This window comes from Sanguibacter sp. Leaf3, from assembly GCF_001425965.1.
Classification (GTDB): Bacteria; Actinomycetota; Actinomycetes; order Actinomycetales; family Cellulomonadaceae; genus Sanguibacter; species Sanguibacter inulinus.
Window position 1 is genome coordinate 348,410 of record NZ_LMRH01000003.1, and the last position, 17,037, is coordinate 365,446.

A 17,037-nucleotide genomic window follows, 5' to 3' on the forward strand; every position below is an offset into this window, starting at 1 on the left:
GCGTGAGCGCTCTCAGCACCGAGGCGACGAACTTCGGTTGGTTGCTGGACAACTTCGTCAGGACAGTTCCTGGCACCCGTCACACCCTGGTCGTGTCGGCCGACGGCCTGCTCATGGCCATGTCCGACAACCTGGACCGGACCAGCGGCGACCAGCTCGCCGCGATCGTGTCCGGCATGTCGAGCCTGACCCGCGGGGCCTCCCGCCAGCTCAACGGAGGTGCGGTCCGTCAGTCCATCATCGAGATGGACAACGGCTTCCTGTTCCTCATGAACGTGTCCAACGGCTCTGTCCTCGCGGCTGTCGCGGACTCGACGTGCGACGTCGGTCTGATCGGCTACGAGATGGCGATGCTGGTCTCTCGGACCGAGGCGACGCTGACGCCTCAGCTCATCACCGAGATGCGCAGCAGCCTGCCGGTCGACGGAGCCGTCCGCGCCCCGGTCGGATGAGGTTGCCATGATGAACAGACGGTCGAGCTCGCACTCCATGGACGGCGAGCACTTCGAGGCCGCGACGGTGCGGCCCTACGCCGTGACCGGTGGTCGTGTGCGGTCGGCGACGTCGAACCTGCCCCTCGAGACCCTCATCGAGGTGCTCCCGGGGGCTGTCGACAGCCGTGGCCTGCCGCCCGAGAAGCGGGCGATCCTCAGCCACGCCGCCAGCACGTACGTGTCGATCGCCGAGGTGTCCGCGCTCCTGCGGATGCCCCTCGGGGTGGTCCGCATCCTCATCGCGGACCTCGCCGAAGACGGCTACCTGACCATCCACACGTCTACGCCAGTCAATGTTCACACCGGTCACGGCCAGAACCCGGCCCTGTCCCTGAGTGTGTTGGAGAGTGTTCTCAATGGTATTTCAGCCCTCTAGCGGACCGGCCGAGGCCACCGCTGTGAGCAAGCCCGTCGGAGCGCCCACGGTCGTCAAGATCGTGGTCGCAGGCGGGTTCGCCGTCGGCAAGACGACGTTCATCGGGTCGATCTCCGACATCGAGCCTCTCAACACCGAGGCCGCGATGACCGAGCACTCGGTCGGCGTGGACGACGCCGGCGGCGTGTCCGACCGCAAGACGACCACGACTGTCGCGATGGACTTCGGGCGCATCGAGCTCCCGGGCTCGCTGTGGCTGTACCTCTTCGGCACGCCGGGCCAGGACCGCTTCCTGTTCATGTGGGACGACCTGGTGCGTGGCGCGATCGGCGCCGTGGTGCTCGTCGACACCGACCGCCTGGAGCAGTGCTTCCCGGCAGTCGACTACTTCGAGTCGCGTGGAATCCCCTTCGTGGTGGGCGTCAACTGCTTCGACGGGGTGGCCAAGCACCGGTTGGAGGACGTCCGCGAGGCGCTCCAGATCCCTGTTCACGTGCCGATGCTCTACACGGACGCCCGCTCGCGCGCGGCGACCAAGCAGTCGCTCATCGCGCTCGTGCAGCACGCCATGCAGCAGATCCGGGCCGCCTGACCCAGCTGCTCGACCAGACTGACCTCGCGGCCGATCCCCCCTCGGCCGCGAGGTCGCCCGTCGTGCGGCGAGGTCGTCCGGACACGCCGGATCGTCCCTGATCTTGGGGTGTTCTGGCGTGTCCGTACGACCTCGGTCCCCTGAGGGCGACCTCGGTGCGGTCGACGCTCTGGGTGCGCGTGGGGAGTTCGGTTCGGCGCGGGTCTCGTGGCAGGATGTCCAGTGCGTCTGACGGCGCGTGCACCCCAGGGTGACGCGCAGCAGGATGCGAGGAGGTGTGGCAGAGCGGCCTAATGCACCAGTCTTGAAAACTGGAGTCGGTGAAAGCCGACCGTGGGTTCAAATCCCTCCGCCTCCGCAGCAGAACAGCCCCTGACCTGGGAAGAGCGCCGGGTCAGGGGCTGTTCTCGTGTCAGCACCCTGTGCTCGGCAGGGGCGGCTCTCGGCTCTCGCGAGCAGTCCCTGGGCCAGCAGATCACTAGCGATTGGCTAGCGCCGGCCATGCTGAGTGGTGCTCGTGCGTCCGACAGGTCCACCTAGCGGACCCGGAGGAGTGGGGAAGTCGTCTCGGCTCGTGGTGGTGGGCGTGAGCACGGAGGGGGCGTCGGAAGCTACGGTGCGCAGTTTGGCATCGACTCGACGACGGCTCTCTCGGTGTCGACATTCGTCGCCACTGTGCAGTCGAGCTGACCTTGAGGCCCAAGAGTGGACCATGCAAGAAGTGCCAGGGTGGCCATCGCTACGGATGTGGCACCAAGTGCGACGATCGCCTTGGTGGATCTCCGGCTGTCCGTTGCCATCGTTGAGTCCACTTCGTAGAGGTGCTGCAGGTGTGAGGCCACCGCTCTTCCACTCTCCCCTCAGGCGGGTCAGATGTACACATGGCAGTGAGGCAACTCGCTAGCGAGCTTGAGGCCCTTGTCGACCGTGTTCTAGCGCAGCTCAGGGCAGGCGGAGGCCAGGCTCTAGAGCTGCTTGCTGACGAGTGATGGTCTGCACAGGTATGGGAAGGCCTGTCCTAGGCTCGGGACGTGGCAGAACATCTCGAGGACCCGATAGGTCCCGTCCCAGCCGGACGGCCGCTCGTCGGAGACGAACCCGTGATCGGCCTCGGCGACACGACGGTCCTCGACTTCTGGCGGTGGGGCATGTCGGAGCTCCGCACGAACACGCTGCGCGGAGTCATGGCGGAGTTCATCGTGAGCAGGGCCGTCGGGTCCACCGCTCCTGGGCGGGTGGAGTGGGACCCGTACGACGTCGTGACCCCCGACGGGATCCGCATCGAGGTGAAGTGCGGCGCGTACCTGCAGGCATGGTCACAGCAGCGGCTCTCCCGGATCGTCTTCAGCGGGCTCAGCGCCAGGCTGCTCGACGAGGCTGCCGGGACCTACGCGGGGGAACGGGGCTACAACGCTGACGTCTACGTCTTCGCGGTGCAGACCGCCACCTCCCATGACGTCTTCGACGTGCTCGACACGCGGCAGTGGGAGTTCTACGTCCTGTCTCGTGCCCGCGTCGAGGGGACCGGGTACAGGAGCCTGAGCCTCGTGACCGTCCGGTCTCTCGCAGCGACGGCTGTGAGCGTCGACCAGCTCGCGGCGGAGGTCTCCCGGGTGCACGCCGACGCGCAGCGCCCCACCCAGTGACAACCGCCACCCCGGCGGCAAAACGGGACCCACGTCCCCCGTGCGCGCCGAGGCACGGGCGATGATGACACCGTGACTCCTCCGGTGCCCCTAGAAGACGAGCTCGAACCTGTCGGACTCATCCGGCAGTCCGGTGTCGTGCTCCGAGTCGGGCGGATGCTGCTCGCCTCGGGCGGTGGCAGCTATCGGGTGCGGATCGCGATGGCGCAGGTGGGCCGCGCCCTCGGGCTCGACAGCGTCGAGGCGCAGGTGACAGTCAACGAGATCGTCGCGACCTCGCGGCGCGGGCCGATCTTCCGGACCGAGGTGACGCGCAGCCCGACCATCGGGGTGAACGCGAACCGCATGGTCCAGCTCGAACGGCTCTGCTCGTCCCTCGAACCGGGTGTCACCGCCGAGGAGGTGGCCGAGCGTCTCGACGAGATCGAGCAGACGCCGTTGCGCTACGGCACCTTCGCCAACGCCTTCTTCACAGGCGTGGCCTGTGCGGCCTTCGCCTTCCTCAACAACGGTGGTCTCGTCGAGGTCCTCGTCGTCCTGGTGGGCGCCAGCCTCGGCCAGCTCACGCGGCGCCTGCTGATCCACCGGGGCTACAACCAGCTCGGCGTGACCATGGTCGCCGCGGCTGTCGCGAGCGTGGTCTACCTGGGGATCGTCAACCTGCTGTTCGTCGCGGGGGCCGTCGACTCGATCCATGAGAGCGGGTACATCTCCGCGGTCTTGTTCCTCGTGCCGGGGTTCCCGCTCATCACCGCGGCGCTCGACCTCTCGCGCCTCGACTTCACGGCGGGGCTGTCCAGGCTGGCCTATGCGCTGATGATCATGATGTCCGCAGCGCTCAGCGTGTGGGGTGTCTCGGCTGTCATGGGGCTGACGCCGAACCCTGCTGGTCCGCTCGACCTCGGTGACGGGCAGCTGCTCGTGCTGCGCCTGCTCGCGAGCGCCCTCGGCGTGCTCGGCTTCGCGGTGCTGTTCAACAGCCCGTGGCGGGTGGTCTTCGCCGCTGCGGGGATCGGCATGGTCGCGAACGTCATCCGGCTCGAGCTCCTCGACGCCGGGATGATCGCGCAGGGCGCTGCGGCGGCGGCCGGGTTGGTGGTCGGAGTCGCGGCCAACATCGTGGCTCCGCGGATGCGGGTCCCCCGTCTGACGCTGTGCGTGCCAGCCGTGGTCATCATGGTGCCGGGGGCGTCGGCGTACAGGGCCGTGTACTTCCTCAACGCGGGCGAGACCGTCGACGCGCTCGCGTTCGGGGTGCAGGCGTCCTTCGTGGTGGTCGCCCTCGCGATCGGGCTGACGGTGGCGCGGACGGTGACGGACACGTCGTGGGGGCGGGCGCCGCACTAAGGGGGTGGCCTGCCCGCTTGGCTGCGTGCGTGCGTGCGTGCGTGCCTGCCTGCTGGTCGCCCGGCGACGGTCCGTCCGGGGTGGCAGTCTCGGGCACTCGGGCGACGTTTTGCTCCCAGGGCGTCTGGGCAGGTAGCCTTGCACAGCCCGCAGAGGATCACGTGCTCAGCGGGCACAGCGCCGGGGTGACTCGGTGAGGAGACGTCGCATAGCCAGGTCTAGTGCGCCACCCTGCTAAGGTGGTAACGGGGCAACCCGTTCGAGGGTTCGAATCCCTCCGTCTCCGCATATTTTTACTGAAGCCCCGGCAGAGTGACTCTGCCGGGGCTTTTGCGTGCCTGCGAATCCACGCCCTTATGATCGGCTGAGAGCGCGCTGATCCTCTGGGGTGGGAGCCCATGCGGATTTCTCACATTCTGGACCTTCCATGTATGCGCTCTCACCGAAAGCGCCTTAACTCCAGTCGTTGGTCCTGCGCTTTTCCTATCGATACTTGCGTATGGGCCGGTCGGGGCATAAGTTCTCAGCAGCGGGGGGTCGCTACGCACGTGCTGGGCTTGCCTTCGCCACTCGCGTAGCCATCCGACTGCGCGGGACATCGGATCGGGCTGAGACAGCTCGTGAACGGAGATCAGAAATGATGCGCACTTTGTCAAATCGCGTTCGTCGGTCTATTGCGGTGACGGCGACGGTTGTCGGAATGGTGGCTGTCGGGGCGACTGGAGCTTCCGCCTGGACTTTCGCGACGACCGGCGCTCCCCAGTCGGCAATCTCCGGAGGGGCTTCGGTGGGAGATGGGGCAGGGTCCATCTACCGCTCAGGGTTCGCCTATGTTAAGACTGACGCGAAGCTCAAAGACCCCGTGAGCAACGGTCGTGGCGTCTTCCAGGAGACGTACGCCTACAACTCGAAGAGCCAGGCTTCTGGGCAGACGGGTCGCCGTACGGGCTCGACCTGGGCCTCGATGCAGCAGACGTCGCTCTACAGCTACCAGGGATTCGCCGGTGCCACTGCCCGTTCCAAGGTCTGTGAGGATGCCAGCCTTCGTCCGGACGTATGCTCGTCTGACCGTCTCTCGGGGATCTGAGGTCTGCTGACATGACTGGACCAGTACTGACCCTGACGGGTGTCTCGCACAGCTACCGAGGGCGCGATGCCCTTCGTGAGGTGTCTGTGGAGATCCGACGTGAGGTGACGGCTCTGATCGGCGTCAACGGTGCCGGGAAGAGCACGTTCATGAACGTCGCGGCGGGTGGCCTCTCGCCGACGTCAGGGTCGGTGCTGGTCGACGGGAAGTCGATCTACGGACGTCGGACTCGGCGGCACGCGCTCCAGGCCGTCGCGCTCATGCCCCAGACAGCGTCGTTCCCGGGGAACATGACGGTCCGCGAGGTCGTCGAGTACCTCACGTGGATGCGTGGCGCGCGAGCAGGTGACGCGCGGACGCGTGCGGAGCGCGCGCTCGAGACGGTCGAGCTGGCTGATCGCGCGGGCTCCAAGATCCGGGAGCTCTCCGGGGGGATGCTGAGGCGCGTCGGTCTGGCGCAGGCCGTCGCGATGGATCCGAGCATCCTGCTCCTCGACGAGCCGAGCACAGGACTTGACCCTGAGCAGCGCCGGATCATGGTCGACCGGCTCCGCGAGCTCGACGCTGCCGTCGTGCTGAGCTCGCACGTGATGGAGGACGTCAGCGATCTTGCCGATCGGGTCCTCGTGCTCGACGCCGGGACGATCGTCTTCGACGGCACTCTTCCAGACCTCTGCGACCGCGCACCTGACCCGAGCGCCCCGCGGGCTGCCGAGGCGGGATTCCTCGCGGTCCTGGCCACACGGTCGGGGGTCGCCCGATGACGCTCCCGGTGAGACTGTGGATCCGTCGCTCGAGCGCTCTCCTCGCGTTCCCCGCGATGCTCGTCATCGTGTTCTTGGTGCTCTTCAGCCGCTCGGGGTGGTCCTGGGAGCGGAGCCAGGCGGTCAGCTGGGCGACTGCGTGCACGATCCTCCTAGGTCCCCTGGCCGCAGGTCTGGTCGCCTTCGACGTCTGGCGTCGTCAGACCTCGACGATGCGGGAGCTGGCAGCCAGCACGCGTCGCGGCACAGCCGGGATCTTCGCGCTCGCGCTCGCGGCTTGGCTCCTCGCGGTCCTCGCCTGGCTCTCGGGACTCGGGGTCGCTCTCGCCATGGCGTCGAGCAACGATGCAGCGGGGCCGATCCCCTGGTGGACGATCGTCCAAGGTCTGCTCGTGATGCTCGCGTGCGTCTGCATCGGTGCGCTGACCGGCGCGACGTTGAGGAGCGTCGCGGCAGCGCCGGTCGCGGCGGTCGTCTGCTACCTGCTGCCGATCGGTGCCAACGTCTTCGGCCTCCAAGGCTTCATGACGGCGGGGGGCGCCACGGCGCCGCTCATCGGCATCACCCAAGACCGCACGATAGCCGTCGTGCTGGTCCTTGCGGCTGCCCTCGTCGCAGCCCTTGCGTGGGCGATGGTGAGGCGATCGACAGCTCCGACGAATGCCTTCGTGTCGGTCGGTGCCGCCGTCTTGGGGGTCGCCCTGGTCGGTTCGCTCGTCTACCTGAACACCCTCAGTCCTGTGTTGCGGACCATGCAGCCCAGTGCGAGCCCTGAGGTGTGTGTCGGCTCCTCGCCCGAGGTCTGCGGCCCCGGGGAGGGTGCTGCGCTGTACGCGGTCGCTGCTGAGGATCTCCAGTCCGCTGGACAGCTCTTGTCCGAGGACGGTGTTCCCCTCAGAGACAGGTACGACTACCCGCGTGGCGACATCATGATCCCGCCCGGAGGTGTGGGGATGCTCAGCCTGAGTCCTTCCGAGGTGACTGATGACGGGCACCTGGCTCCGTGGGACGTCGCTCTGACGATCGCCACCCCCTCGGTGTGCGCTGCGTACTACGGAGACACCCCTCCGAACGACCTGCTCGACGCGCAAGGATCGCTCGCGACCTGGATCGTCGACCGTCTCTCAGGCGAGGGTGGAGGCTCTCCGGCTGATGCTGACGGTGCGCAGCGCGCGATGGAGGCGCTCCAGACGTGCGACGGAGGTGCAGCAGGCTCGTGGACCTACGTCTCGGACTGAGGCCGGCCCTCAAGGCGCACAGATGGGACACCTGTCTCGTCGTAGCCCTCGCGACAGGGCTCGTCGGCTTCCTGAGCCGGGCGACCTTCGTCCAGCTGCCCTTCCTCCAAGAGACGGTCCCGGTTCGTCTGCTGGTGGCTGTCGTGGCCGTCGTGGTCGCGATCACTCCTCTGTACCCCGTCTTCACAGATCTCACGCCGTCCCTCGTGCGTGAGCGGACGCTCCAGTGGGTGCGGCCTCTGGGAACCGTCGGGCTCGCCTCGCTCGCGTACGCACCGTCTGCCGTCGGGGTGTCCGGTGCGGGGACCGACACGTCGTTCTTCCTCGCGCTGCTCTGCGCTGGTCTGCTCGCCATCGTCTTCACGGGGCACCTCGCCTGGGCCGTCGTCCTGGCTCTGGGGTTCACGATGATGCTGGTCGACTCCGCGCCAGGAGCGCCCGTGGCGACGGCTCTCGGGCACGTGGCCTTCGGTCTGTGGGGCGGTGCGGTGCTGATCACGATGCTGGTCGTAGGAGTCCGTGGAGCACCGAGGCGGTCGAGGACCTCAGACGCCTGAAGACGACTTCCGGCTCCGCACCAGCGCCAGGTACGCCGCTGCTGACACCCCGGCCACTGCGGCGAGCGACAGGCTCGCAGCCCCAGCCCCCCAGTGGTCCAGGGCGAGGCCGAGGGCGAGCGGGCCGACGACGGCGCCGAGGTCGCCGGTCGAGCGGAAGATGCCCATCGCTGCGCCCTGGCGGCCGGGCGCCGCGACCTCGGCGAGGACGACACCCGGGACGATGCCGCCCACAGCGGCTCCTACGCCTGCGGCGATGACGACCGCGCTGAAGGCGAGCGGGCTGTCGGCGACGGGGTAGAGGGCGATCGCCACGGCGGCGACGAGCATCCCGGGGACGAGCAGGCGACGGCGCCACCCGGCGTCGAGCAGCCGGGCGAGCAGCGGCAGCAGGCCGAGCGAGACGAGGGTGATGACGCCGATCGACAGGCCCAGCTGCGTGGAGGTCATGCCGACGCGGTCGCCGAGGATCGGCACGAGCGACTGCTCCCCACCGAAGCGGATGACGAACACCGCGAAGCCGACCACGTTGAGCCCGACGAAGGCGGCGAGGTCCGTCGCGACGCGGCGGCGACCGCTGACCGGTCCGGCGGTCGCTGCCCCTGCCGCTGTCCCGGAGTCCTGTTCCGGGTCGAGGCGGTCGAGGCGGTCGAGATCGTGACTTCGGAGCGAGATCGGTCCTTCTACGTCACGATCTCGCTCCGAAGTCACGAGGTCGCTGCGCTGGTGGACTGTGGTGGCGGCACCATGGGTGGCTAGGGCGGCGGGGGGTGCTGGGGAGGGGGGTGAGGCAGGGATGGAGGCGGCAGGTACCTTTCCCCAGAAATCTCTGTCCGGCTGCAGCAGCGTCCAGACCAGGCACGCGACGGCCGGGACTGCGGCGGCGAAGAACACCGCGTGCAGCCCCCAGCGGTCCAGGACGAGCCCGCCGACGACGGGGCCCATCGCGCCGCCGGCGAGCTGGACGGCCTGGGCTGTGGCCAGCACGGTCCCGCGGGCGTCGGCGGGGGCTCTGGCCGTGACGACGGCGAGGCCGATGGTCACGACCGACCCGCCGAGCACCCCCGCGAGGAAGCGGGCAACCAGCAACACCGCCAGCGTCGGCGCGAAGGCCGTGAGCACGGTGACCACCACCAGCCCCACGAGTGCCCCGAGCAGCAGCCGCCGCGGGCCGAACCTGTCGGCCAGCAGCCCAGCCGGGATGTTGACCAGCAGCCGCCCGACGCCGAAGGCCGCGACGATCGCGCCGAGCAGGAAGGACGACACCGAGAACATGTCGCCGTAGCGGGGGAGGGCAGGGACGATCGCACCCCAGGTGATCTGGGCGCTCGCCACGAGGCAGCAGGCGATGACGATCTGCCGGCGCAGCCGGGGCGGGAGCGGTCGCCGAGCAGGTCGCGCCTCCTCGGCGACCGCTGCCAGACCCCGGACGGTGCTCACGCGAGCAGGTTCTCGCGCAGGGTCGTGCCCGCGTACGTGTCGCTGACCAGTCCGCGGCGGCGGAGCTCGGGGACGAGCAGGTCGGTGACCTCGTAGAGCGAAGACGGCATGGACTGCGGGTTGCAGATCATGAACCCGCCGTTGGATCCCGTCGCGAGGAACTGCTCCTCGAGCTCGTCGGCCACCTGCTCGGCCGTGCCCGCGATGGTCTGCTCGTAGCCTGTCGCGTACTTCCAGCCCTCCTCGAAGAACTCGGTGCGGGTGAGCACCCCGTCGTCGCCGCGCCGCGCGATGAGGCGCTGCACGAACCCGGACTGGGTGGCCTGTGCGCCGGCGATCTGCGCGGCGACCTCCGCGAGCGTGAACTTCTCGGGCAGCACGGAGAAGTCGAAGCCCGAGTTGTAGGACAGGTACGCCCCGACGGCGTCGTCGTCCATGAGCATCGTCGCCATCTCCTCCTTGCGGGCCGCGGCCTCGGCTGCGGTCCGCCCGAGGACCACCTGGGTGGCCCAGAGGATGCCGACGTCCTCCGGACGACGTCCCGCCTCGACGAGCGCGGCGTCCAGGGCTGCGCGGTGCTTGACCTGCGAGGGCAGGTGCCCGCCGAGACCGAAGACGACGTCGGCGAAGGAGGCGCTCGCGGCGATGCCGCGCGGCGACGCCCCGGCCTGCACGAGGACCGGGTGGCCCTGCGGGCTGGGCACCGATGGCAGCGGCCCTGCCACGTCGAAGTGCTCGCCGTGGTGGTCCACCCTGTGCACCTTGGACGGGTCGGCGAACTGCCCGGTGCTGCGGTCGCGCAGGATCGCGTCGGGCTCGACCGAGTCCCACAGCGCCTTGCAGACGGAGACGAACTCTTCCATCCGCTCGTAGCGCTGGTCGTGGTCCATGAGCCCGTCGAAGCCGTAGTTGGCGGCGTCGGCCAGACGGCCCGAGGCGACGACGTTGAAGGCCAGCCGGCCCTTGGTCACGTGGTCGAGGGAGTTGAGCAGACGCGCCGTGTAGAAGGGGTGCATGTAGGTCGAGGAGTACGTCAGGCCGAAGCCGATGTGCGTCGTGGCCTGAGCCATCGCCGCGATGAAGGGGCTCATGTCCTGCCGCGGCCACTGGATTCCGTAGCGGATCGCGGCGTCCATCGACTGCTCCCAGGTGTCCGGGATGCCCGTGCCGTCGCCGAAGAACAGCATGTCGATGCCGCCGCGCTCAGCCGCGACGGCCAGCTCGGTGAACATCCCGACGTCGGGGTAGTCCGCGCCCACCCAGGACCCGGGCGCGGCCCACTTGCCCTCGGTGTGCGTGAAGGAGATGTCGAAGGCGAGCTTCATGGTGGTCATCAGGGCCTCCCGGCGGGGATCGGCTCGGCGACGGCCACTGTCGAGGGCGACGGTGCTGTGGCGGACGGCGGTGCGGTGGGCTGTGCGGTGGATGGTGCTACAGGTGCTGCCGACGGTGGTGCGGACGGCGTCGTGGCAGACGGCGGGACGGACCCCGCAGCGGCTGCCGCGGCGTGCGTCCACGCGGCGGCGACGCTCGCCGACGTCGCGACGACAGCCGCGTTCTGGGCGAGCACGGACAGTGCGTGGGTGTGGGTCTGGGCGTCGTAGGCGGTGGTCGCGTCCGAGGTCATGACGGCGCGGAAGCCGAGCTGGAAGGCGTCACGGACGGTCCCGTCGACGCAGCACTCGCTCGTGAGCCCGGCGGCGACCACCCAGGTCACCCCGGTCTCTCGGAGGTGGGCTTCCAGACCCGTCCCGAGGAAGCCGGAATACCGGCGCTTGGGGACGACGGTCTCGCCCGGGAGCGGTCCGACGCGGAACCACTCGGCCCCCGGGGTGCCGAGCACGCACGGCTCGTCGGGGACGGGCCACGTGCCCTCCTCGAGGCCGCGCAGCCACAGCGACGTGCGCCAGGGTGAGTCGGGCAGCTGCTCGAGCGCGACCCAGACGACCGGGACCCCGGAGGCCCGGGCCTGGTCCACGAGCCACGCCGTGCGCGTCACGGCGGCGTCGACCGCCTCGAGCCCGGCCTCGTCGAGCCACGGCAGGTAGGCCGGGTCGGCGAAGGACCGCTGGACGTCGACCACGAGCAGTGCGCCCTCGCCGAGCGGCCCGGGCAGCGGGTGCACCGTGCCCTCGACGTCGACGAGGGTGGTCTCCTCTGCCTGCGTCGTCCCGTCGAGCAGACCTGACTCGCCCGTGGCTGCAGCGCTGGGCGGGGCCGCGGCCTCACCCAGGGTCTCGGCATCGCTCGGGGCCGCGGCCTCACCCGGTGCGGCGGCCGCGCGCAGAGCCGCGGCGTCGCGCTGCGCCTGGGGCGCGTGCGCGTGCTGCTTCGCGCTCACGCGACACCCTCCAGCACCGATGCCGGCCGCAGCAGCGGCAGGACGGTCTCGCCGAAGACGGGGAGGTCGGCGTGGTAGTCGGGGAAGATCATCATCAGCCCGTCGATGCCGGTCTCCTCGACGAGCTCGGCGATGCGCTCCGACACCGTCTCGGGCGAGCCGTGCACCACCGCGGTCTGGAAGGCCTCGTCCTCGGGGGCGGCGGCCGTCATGGACATCGCCTTGTCGAGCGGCAGACCCCACGAGGTCTTCATGTTGACGATGGCCTCGATGTCGGCCCCGCGCCCGTACTCGCGGCGCTTCGCCTCGGCCTCGGCGTCGGTCTCGCCGAGCACGACCGTGCACATCGAGTACGTCTTGATCGAGCGGCCGTTCTCGGCAGCGGCGGCCTTGACCTGGTCGGAGACCTTCCGCAGCCCGGGCAGGTCGTCGGCCGTGAGGAAGGACCCGTCGCAGTGCCGCGCCTGGAAGTCGACACCGGCCGGGGAGCGGCCCGCGCTGATGAGTGTCGGGCGCACCTCGGGGTGCGGGCGGGACTGGCAGTCGTCGAGGTCGAAGAACTCGCCGTGGTGGGTCACCGAGTCTTCGGACCACAGGCGCTCCAGGACGCTCGTCCATTCCTCGGTGTACCTGTACCGGGCAGCGTGGTCGAGGTCCTCGTCCCACAGACCCATCTGCGAGAACTCCTGCGCGTAGGCCCCCACGACGATGTTCATGCCGGCGCGACCGCCGCTGATCTGCTGCATGGTCGTGTACATCTTCGCGGCGATGGCCGGGTGGAACAGGTTGGTGTGGATGGTCGCCCAGATCTTCACGCGGCTCGTGGCCTCGGCCAGCCCGGACATCATCGACACGGACTCGAGGGTGCGACCCCAGTGGTCGGTCGTGCCGCCGTAGCCGCGCCACTTGCCCATCGACATGATGAAGTCGAGCCCGGCCTCCTCCGCGAGGACCGCGGCCTTCCGGTTGTAGTCGTAGGTGGCCTGTGGGTGGGGTGCGGTCTCGGACATGATCCAGCCGCCGTTGCCGATCGGCAGGAAGATGCCGAGCTCGGGGCCTGAGGTCGGGGTGCTGGTGGTGGCGTCTGTCGTCGTCATGGTGGTCCTTCGTCGTGCGGTGTGGTCGAGCGGGGTGCCGGGCTGTGAGGCTCGGCGGGTACGAGGCCCGGGACGCCCGTGCAGGGGGTGGACGTCCCGGGGATGAGTGACGCTCGCGTGTCGGGTGCTGCGGTCTGTCGGCGATCGGCCAGCAGGTAGCCGGCCAGCGATCAGCCGGTCAGGGAGCGGGCCAGACCAGCTCCGTGCCGTCGTAGATCGCGGTGAGGAAGGCCGGGTCGAAGACGTCGCTCACCGTCGGCAGCTCGTCGAGCTCGCCCGAGGCGATGAGCGCCTCGCCCTCGGAGGTGGTCAGCGCGTCGTCGTGGAACCCGAGCGGGCTGCCCTCGGGGGTCGACTCCGTGACGAGGGCCGACTCGGTCTCCCAGATCTTGAGGTTGTGCTCTTCGTCGTAGCCGGACTCGGCGACGTCGGCCGCGAAGCCGACGCACTCGGCGCCGTTCGTCTCGCAGTGCTCGAAGGCCTTGGACGTCGCCCGGAGGTAGTCCTCGACAGCGGTCGGGTGCTCGTCAGCGAAGGCCGGGTTGGCGACGATGGTGCCGAAGGACCCAGAGATGCCGTAGTCCTCGGGGTTCCACTCGGTGACCTCTTCGCCCATGGCGGCGAGCAGCAGCGGCTCGTTCGACTTGTAGCCGGTGAGCGACTGCACCTGACCGCGGGGCAGGACGGTCGGGTCGTAGCCGACCTCGACCTGCTCGATCGCGTCGAGGTCCACGCCCTCCTCCACGAGCATCGCGCGCAGCGGGGCGGGCAGGGAGCCCTTGTGGCCGAGGATCGTGCCCTCGAGCTGGGTGAGCTCGGTGATGTCCGTGCCGGTCATGAGGGTCGCGATCGGCACGTGGCCCCAGGTCGCGATGCCCGTGACGTCGATGCCTCCAGCGACGGCCTTGAGGGCCTCCGCGTCGTTGCCGAGCGAGGTGACCTGCGCTGTGCCTGCGGCGACGAGCTGCGCGTTCGCCGCGGTGTCGCCCGTCCCCGGCTGGATCTCGACGTCGAGGCACAGGGCGTCGAAGTAGCCGAGGGAGTCGGCGGCGAGGGCCTCGAGGATGCCTGCCGACGACTGGTACTGGTACCCGGTGATGTAGGTGATCGTGCCCGCGGCCTCGTTCTGCGCGCAGCGCTCGGCGGAGATCGCGCTGCCCTCGGCGGCTGCCGAGCCTGAAGGGGCGGAGTCGTCGGAACCTTCCGCGTCGCCCGAGCAGGCGGCGAGGGACAGCAGCAGGGCTGCGCCGACGGTCGCGGCGAGGACGGGCCGGGACGAGCTGGAGGCGCTGAGCTGACGGCGGTATCGGGGAGTCATGGTGGTGCCTTTCGCAGAAGAGCCGGGGAGTGGGGGGTGCACGTACTGCGGGGACTTCGGACGCGGGACTACGGTCTCGGGGTCGGTGACAGGCCGGACGCTCAGCTGGTCGCGCCCTGCTGGGACTCGTGCCAGAACAGCAGGCGCTTCTCGATCACGGTGATGAGCAGGAGCATCACGACGCCCATCGCGGCCAGCCAGGCGATCGCCGCGTAGAGCTGTGCGAGCTGGGAGTTCGCAGCCGAGGTCTTGATCATCGTGCCGAGGCCAGACGACGAGCCCGGGGCGACGAACTCTGCGACCACGGCCCCGACGATCGACAGCGGGAGCACGACACGCAGGGCGGCGAGCGTGAAGGGCAGGGCGCTCGGCATCCGCAGGCGCAGCAGCACCTCGAGGCGCGAGGCGTGCAGCGTCGAGAAGACGTGCAGCACGGGGACCGGCACAGACCGCAACCCCGTGGTGACGTTGATGAGCACCGGGAAGAACGTGATGATCGCGGTGACGATCACCTTGGGCGTCATGCCAAAACCGAAGGCCACGACCAGCGCCGGGGCCAGCGCGACCACGGGCGTCACGTTGAGGACGATCGCGAGCGGCATGATCGCCCGGCGCAGCACCCCGATCTCGCTCATCACGACGGCGAGGACGAAGGCCGCACCAAAACCGATGCCCAGCCCGACGATCGCGATCTGCAGGGTGGCCCACGCGTTCGAGGCGAAGAGCGCCGAGTCCTCGACGAGCAGGTCGCCGACAGCCGACAGCGGCGGCAGCAGGTACTTGTTCTCCGACGCGACCCACGACCACGCGAGGGCCACCACGACGACCGAGACCGTCGTCGGCAACCAGGTCGAGGGGCGCAGGCTGCGGGGGAACCGTGACCGACCGCGGCTGGTCGCCGAGACGCGACCCGCTGGAGAGGTGGTCTGCGCCGCCAGGGCAGGACCGGGCTGCTCGGCGGGGGCCGGGACCACCGGGGTGCCGCCAGCGGGCGTCGAGTCCGTCACCGCGGTCACGGCGAGGCCGTGCGCTGCGCTCGCGGTGTAGACGTGCGGCGCCGCCGCGGACGTGCCGTCCTGCCCTGTCGAGGTGCCGTGAGCAGCCATCGTGGGCCTCCTTCTCGGGCTGGTCGGGCGGGTCGGGGTCGTGGGGCGGCCTGAGGTCGTCGGGCGGGCCGGCGTCGACGGTGTGGTCGTCACGGTCGTCACCCGGCCACGAGGTCGACCGGGGCTGCCCCGGCCTCCCACGCGCCCTGGAGGCTCGCGCGGACGCGGTCTTCGATGGTGTGCAGCTGCGGGCTGAGCAGGACGTCGGCGCCGCGCGGCCGGGGCAGGTCGACGTCGATCACCTCGTGGACCTGACCGGGGCGGGCCGACATCACGACGACCTGGTCGGAGAGCGTCACGGCCTCGCGGACGGAGTGCGTGACGAACAGGACCGTCGTGCGCATCCGCTGCCACAGCGTGAGCAGCTGGAGCCGCAGGGCCTCGCGGGTGAACTCGTCGAGGGCCGAGAACGGCTCGTCCATGAGCAGGATCTCCGGGCGCAGGCCGAAGGCACGGGCGATCGCGACCCGCTGCTGCATGCCGCCCGACAGCGCGCCCGGGTGCTTGTCGGCCGCGTCGGTGAGGTTGACCATGTCGAGCAGCGAGTCGACGTCCGCGAAGGCGTCGAGACCGGGCGACGACGGGACGGGGTGCTTGCGCTCGCGCTCCGCCCGGCGACGGTCCGCACGACGGTTGACCTTGTGGGGCAGCTCGACGTTCTGCCGGACGGTGAGCCACGGCAGCAGGGCGGGGGCCTGCGGCACGAGCCCGACGGACTTGGCTGTGCAGGCCTCTTCAGGGGTGGCCCCGAAGATCGTGATCGACCCGTCGTCGAAGCCCTCGAGACCGGCGACGGCCCGCAGCAGCGTCGACTTGCCGCAACCGCTCGGGCCGATGAGGCTGACGAAGGTGCCACGCGGCACGACCAGCTCGACGTCCGAGAGGGCGGCGACGCTCGTGCCCGGGTACGTCTTGTGCAGCCCGCGGACGACGATGTGGTCCGGGTCCGCGACGACGTGCGGGGCGAGCGCCCCGGCTGCGCCAGGCCCCGGAGCGATGGCCTCGGCGCTCACGACGCCACCTGGGCGAGCTCGCGGAACATCCGGCCCTGGTAGGTGAGCGGCTCGCGCTCGCCGAGGTGCACGTGCTGCACCTCGAGCAGGATCACCGTGTGGTCGCCCGCCGTGTACCTCTCGTGCACGCGGCCCTCGAGGGCGACCGTCGCACCCGAGAGCACCGGGGCGCCTGTCGGACCGGCTGGGAAGTCGGCCGCGGCGAACTTGTCGGCGCCCCGCGTCGCGAAGACCTTCGACAGGTGCGCCTGGTCGGCCGCGAGGATGTTGATCGAGGCGGTCTCGGCCACGAGGAAGGCGTCGTGGCACTCGGCGGTGTCCGCGAGGCAGACGAGCACGAGGGCCGGGCTCATCGACACCGAGGTGACCGAGTTCGCCGTGAAGCCGTACCGGGCCCCGTCGACCTCGGCGGTCACGACGCTGACCGAGGTGACCATCTGCGCGAGGCCCTCGCGGAAGGCTGCGGGGTTCGCGGCGATGTCGGTCACGGGCTGGGGAGCCGTGGCTGTGCTCGTGCTGGTGTCGACGGAGGTGAGGGTGACGGGTGAGGTGGTCATGCGCGGAGCTCCTTCGATGAGCGGTGCGTGCGGGGACGACGAGGGGAGCGCCGTCGCGGAGGTC

Annotated in this window: 16 protein-coding genes and 2 tRNA genes; 10 read left to right on the forward strand and 8 right to left on the reverse strand. The window is 69.8% G+C overall.

Annotated features, from left to right (window positions below; genetic code table 11):
• Positions 1-2: 2 nt before the first annotated feature.
• The 10 genes from ASG53_RS14985 (at position 3) to ASG53_RS15030 (ending at position 8,101) form a co-directional block, all read left to right on the forward strand.
• Positions 3-452, forward strand: coding sequence for a roadblock/LC7 domain-containing protein (locus ASG53_RS14985; RefSeq protein ID WP_056135162.1), 450 nt, complete (start codon positions 3-5; stop codon positions 450-452).
• A 7-nt stretch (positions 453-459) separates the two neighbouring features.
• Positions 460-870, forward strand: a complete 411-nt coding sequence (locus ASG53_RS14990) for a DUF742 domain-containing protein (RefSeq protein WP_179914317.1) — start codon at positions 460-462, stop codon at positions 868-870.
• A complete protein-coding gene (locus tag ASG53_RS14995; protein WP_056135167.1) occupies positions 851-1,462 on the forward strand; it encodes a GTP-binding protein in 612 nt (203 codons plus the stop codon). The genes ASG53_RS14990 and ASG53_RS14995 overlap by 20 nt, the downstream gene beginning before the upstream one ends.
• Positions 1,463-1,733: 271 nt before the next feature.
• Positions 1,734-1,820: transfer RNA gene (locus ASG53_RS15000), tRNA-Ser, on the forward strand.
• A 673-nt stretch (positions 1,821-2,493) separates the two neighbouring features.
• Positions 2,494-3,108, forward strand: coding sequence for a hypothetical protein (locus ASG53_RS15005; RefSeq protein WP_156382835.1), 615 nt, complete (start codon positions 2,494-2,496; stop codon positions 3,106-3,108).
• A gap of 84 nt (positions 3,109-3,192) precedes the next feature.
• Positions 3,193-4,455 carry a threonine/serine ThrE exporter family protein gene (locus ASG53_RS15010; protein WP_056135174.1) on the forward strand — a complete coding sequence of 421 codons (1,263 nt, stop codon included), beginning with the start codon at positions 3,193-3,195 and terminating at the stop codon, positions 4,453-4,455.
• Positions 4,456-4,652: 197 nt separating this feature from the next.
• Positions 4,653-4,741, forward strand: a tRNA-Ser gene (locus tag ASG53_RS15015).
• A gap of 887 nt (positions 4,742-5,628) precedes the next feature.
• Positions 5,629-6,306, forward strand: coding sequence for an ABC transporter ATP-binding protein (locus tag ASG53_RS15020; RefSeq protein WP_056135175.1), 678 nt, complete (start codon positions 5,629-5,631; stop codon positions 6,304-6,306).
• Positions 6,307-6,314: 8 nt separating this feature from the next.
• Positions 6,315-7,544, forward strand: coding sequence for a hypothetical protein (locus ASG53_RS15025; protein WP_056135178.1), 1,230 nt, complete (start codon positions 6,315-6,317; stop codon positions 7,542-7,544).
• Positions 7,523-8,101 carry a hypothetical protein gene (locus tag ASG53_RS15030; protein ID WP_056135181.1) on the forward strand — a complete coding sequence of 193 codons (579 nt, stop codon included), beginning with the start codon at positions 7,523-7,525 and terminating at the stop codon, positions 8,099-8,101. Before ASG53_RS15025 ends, ASG53_RS15030 begins: the two co-directional genes overlap by 22 nt.
• On the opposite strand, the gene ASG53_RS15035 is transcribed toward ASG53_RS15030, so the two are convergent.
• The 8 genes from ASG53_RS15035 to ASG53_RS15070 form a co-directional block, all read right to left on the reverse strand.
• On the reverse strand, positions 8,090-9,541 hold the full coding sequence (locus ASG53_RS15035; protein WP_056135184.1) for an MFS transporter: 1,452 nt from the start codon (positions 9,539-9,541) through the stop codon (positions 8,090-8,092). The two genes, ASG53_RS15030 and ASG53_RS15035, sit on opposite strands and share 12 nt — an antisense overlap.
• Complete coding sequence (locus ASG53_RS15040; RefSeq protein ID WP_056135186.1) at positions 9,538-10,875, reverse strand: NtaA/DmoA family FMN-dependent monooxygenase; 1,338 nt, start codon at positions 10,873-10,875, stop codon at positions 9,538-9,540. Before ASG53_RS15040 ends, ASG53_RS15035 begins: the two co-directional genes overlap by 4 nt.
• Entirely contained in the window at positions 10,875-11,882 is a 1,008-nt protein-coding gene (locus ASG53_RS15045; protein WP_268793437.1) for a cysteine hydrolase family protein, read from the reverse strand. Before ASG53_RS15045 ends, ASG53_RS15040 begins: the two co-directional genes overlap by 1 nt.
• Positions 11,879-12,979 (reverse strand): LLM class flavin-dependent oxidoreductase, encoded by a 1,101-nt coding sequence (locus ASG53_RS15050; RefSeq protein ID WP_056135189.1) that lies wholly within the window; start codon positions 12,977-12,979, stop codon positions 11,879-11,881. The genes ASG53_RS15045 and ASG53_RS15050 overlap by 4 nt, the downstream gene beginning before the upstream one ends.
• Before the next feature lie 178 nt (positions 12,980-13,157).
• Positions 13,158-14,297 carry an ABC transporter substrate-binding protein gene (locus tag ASG53_RS15055; protein WP_056135191.1) on the reverse strand — a complete coding sequence of 380 codons (1,140 nt, stop codon included), beginning with the start codon at positions 14,295-14,297 and terminating at the stop codon, positions 13,158-13,160.
• Between the two features lie 101 nt (positions 14,298-14,398).
• A complete protein-coding gene (locus ASG53_RS15060) occupies positions 14,399-15,403 on the reverse strand; it encodes an ABC transporter permease (RefSeq protein ID WP_235533958.1) in 1,005 nt (334 codons plus the stop codon).
• 98 nt (positions 15,404-15,501) lie between these two features.
• Positions 15,502-16,416, reverse strand: coding sequence for an ABC transporter ATP-binding protein (locus ASG53_RS15065; protein ID WP_200945515.1), 915 nt, complete (start codon positions 16,414-16,416; stop codon positions 15,502-15,504).
• Positions 16,413-16,973 (reverse strand): flavin reductase family protein, encoded by a 561-nt coding sequence (locus tag ASG53_RS15070; RefSeq protein WP_056135194.1) that lies wholly within the window; start codon positions 16,971-16,973, stop codon positions 16,413-16,415. The genes ASG53_RS15065 and ASG53_RS15070 overlap by 4 nt, the downstream gene beginning before the upstream one ends.
• Between the last annotated feature and the right edge of the window lie 64 nt (positions 16,974-17,037).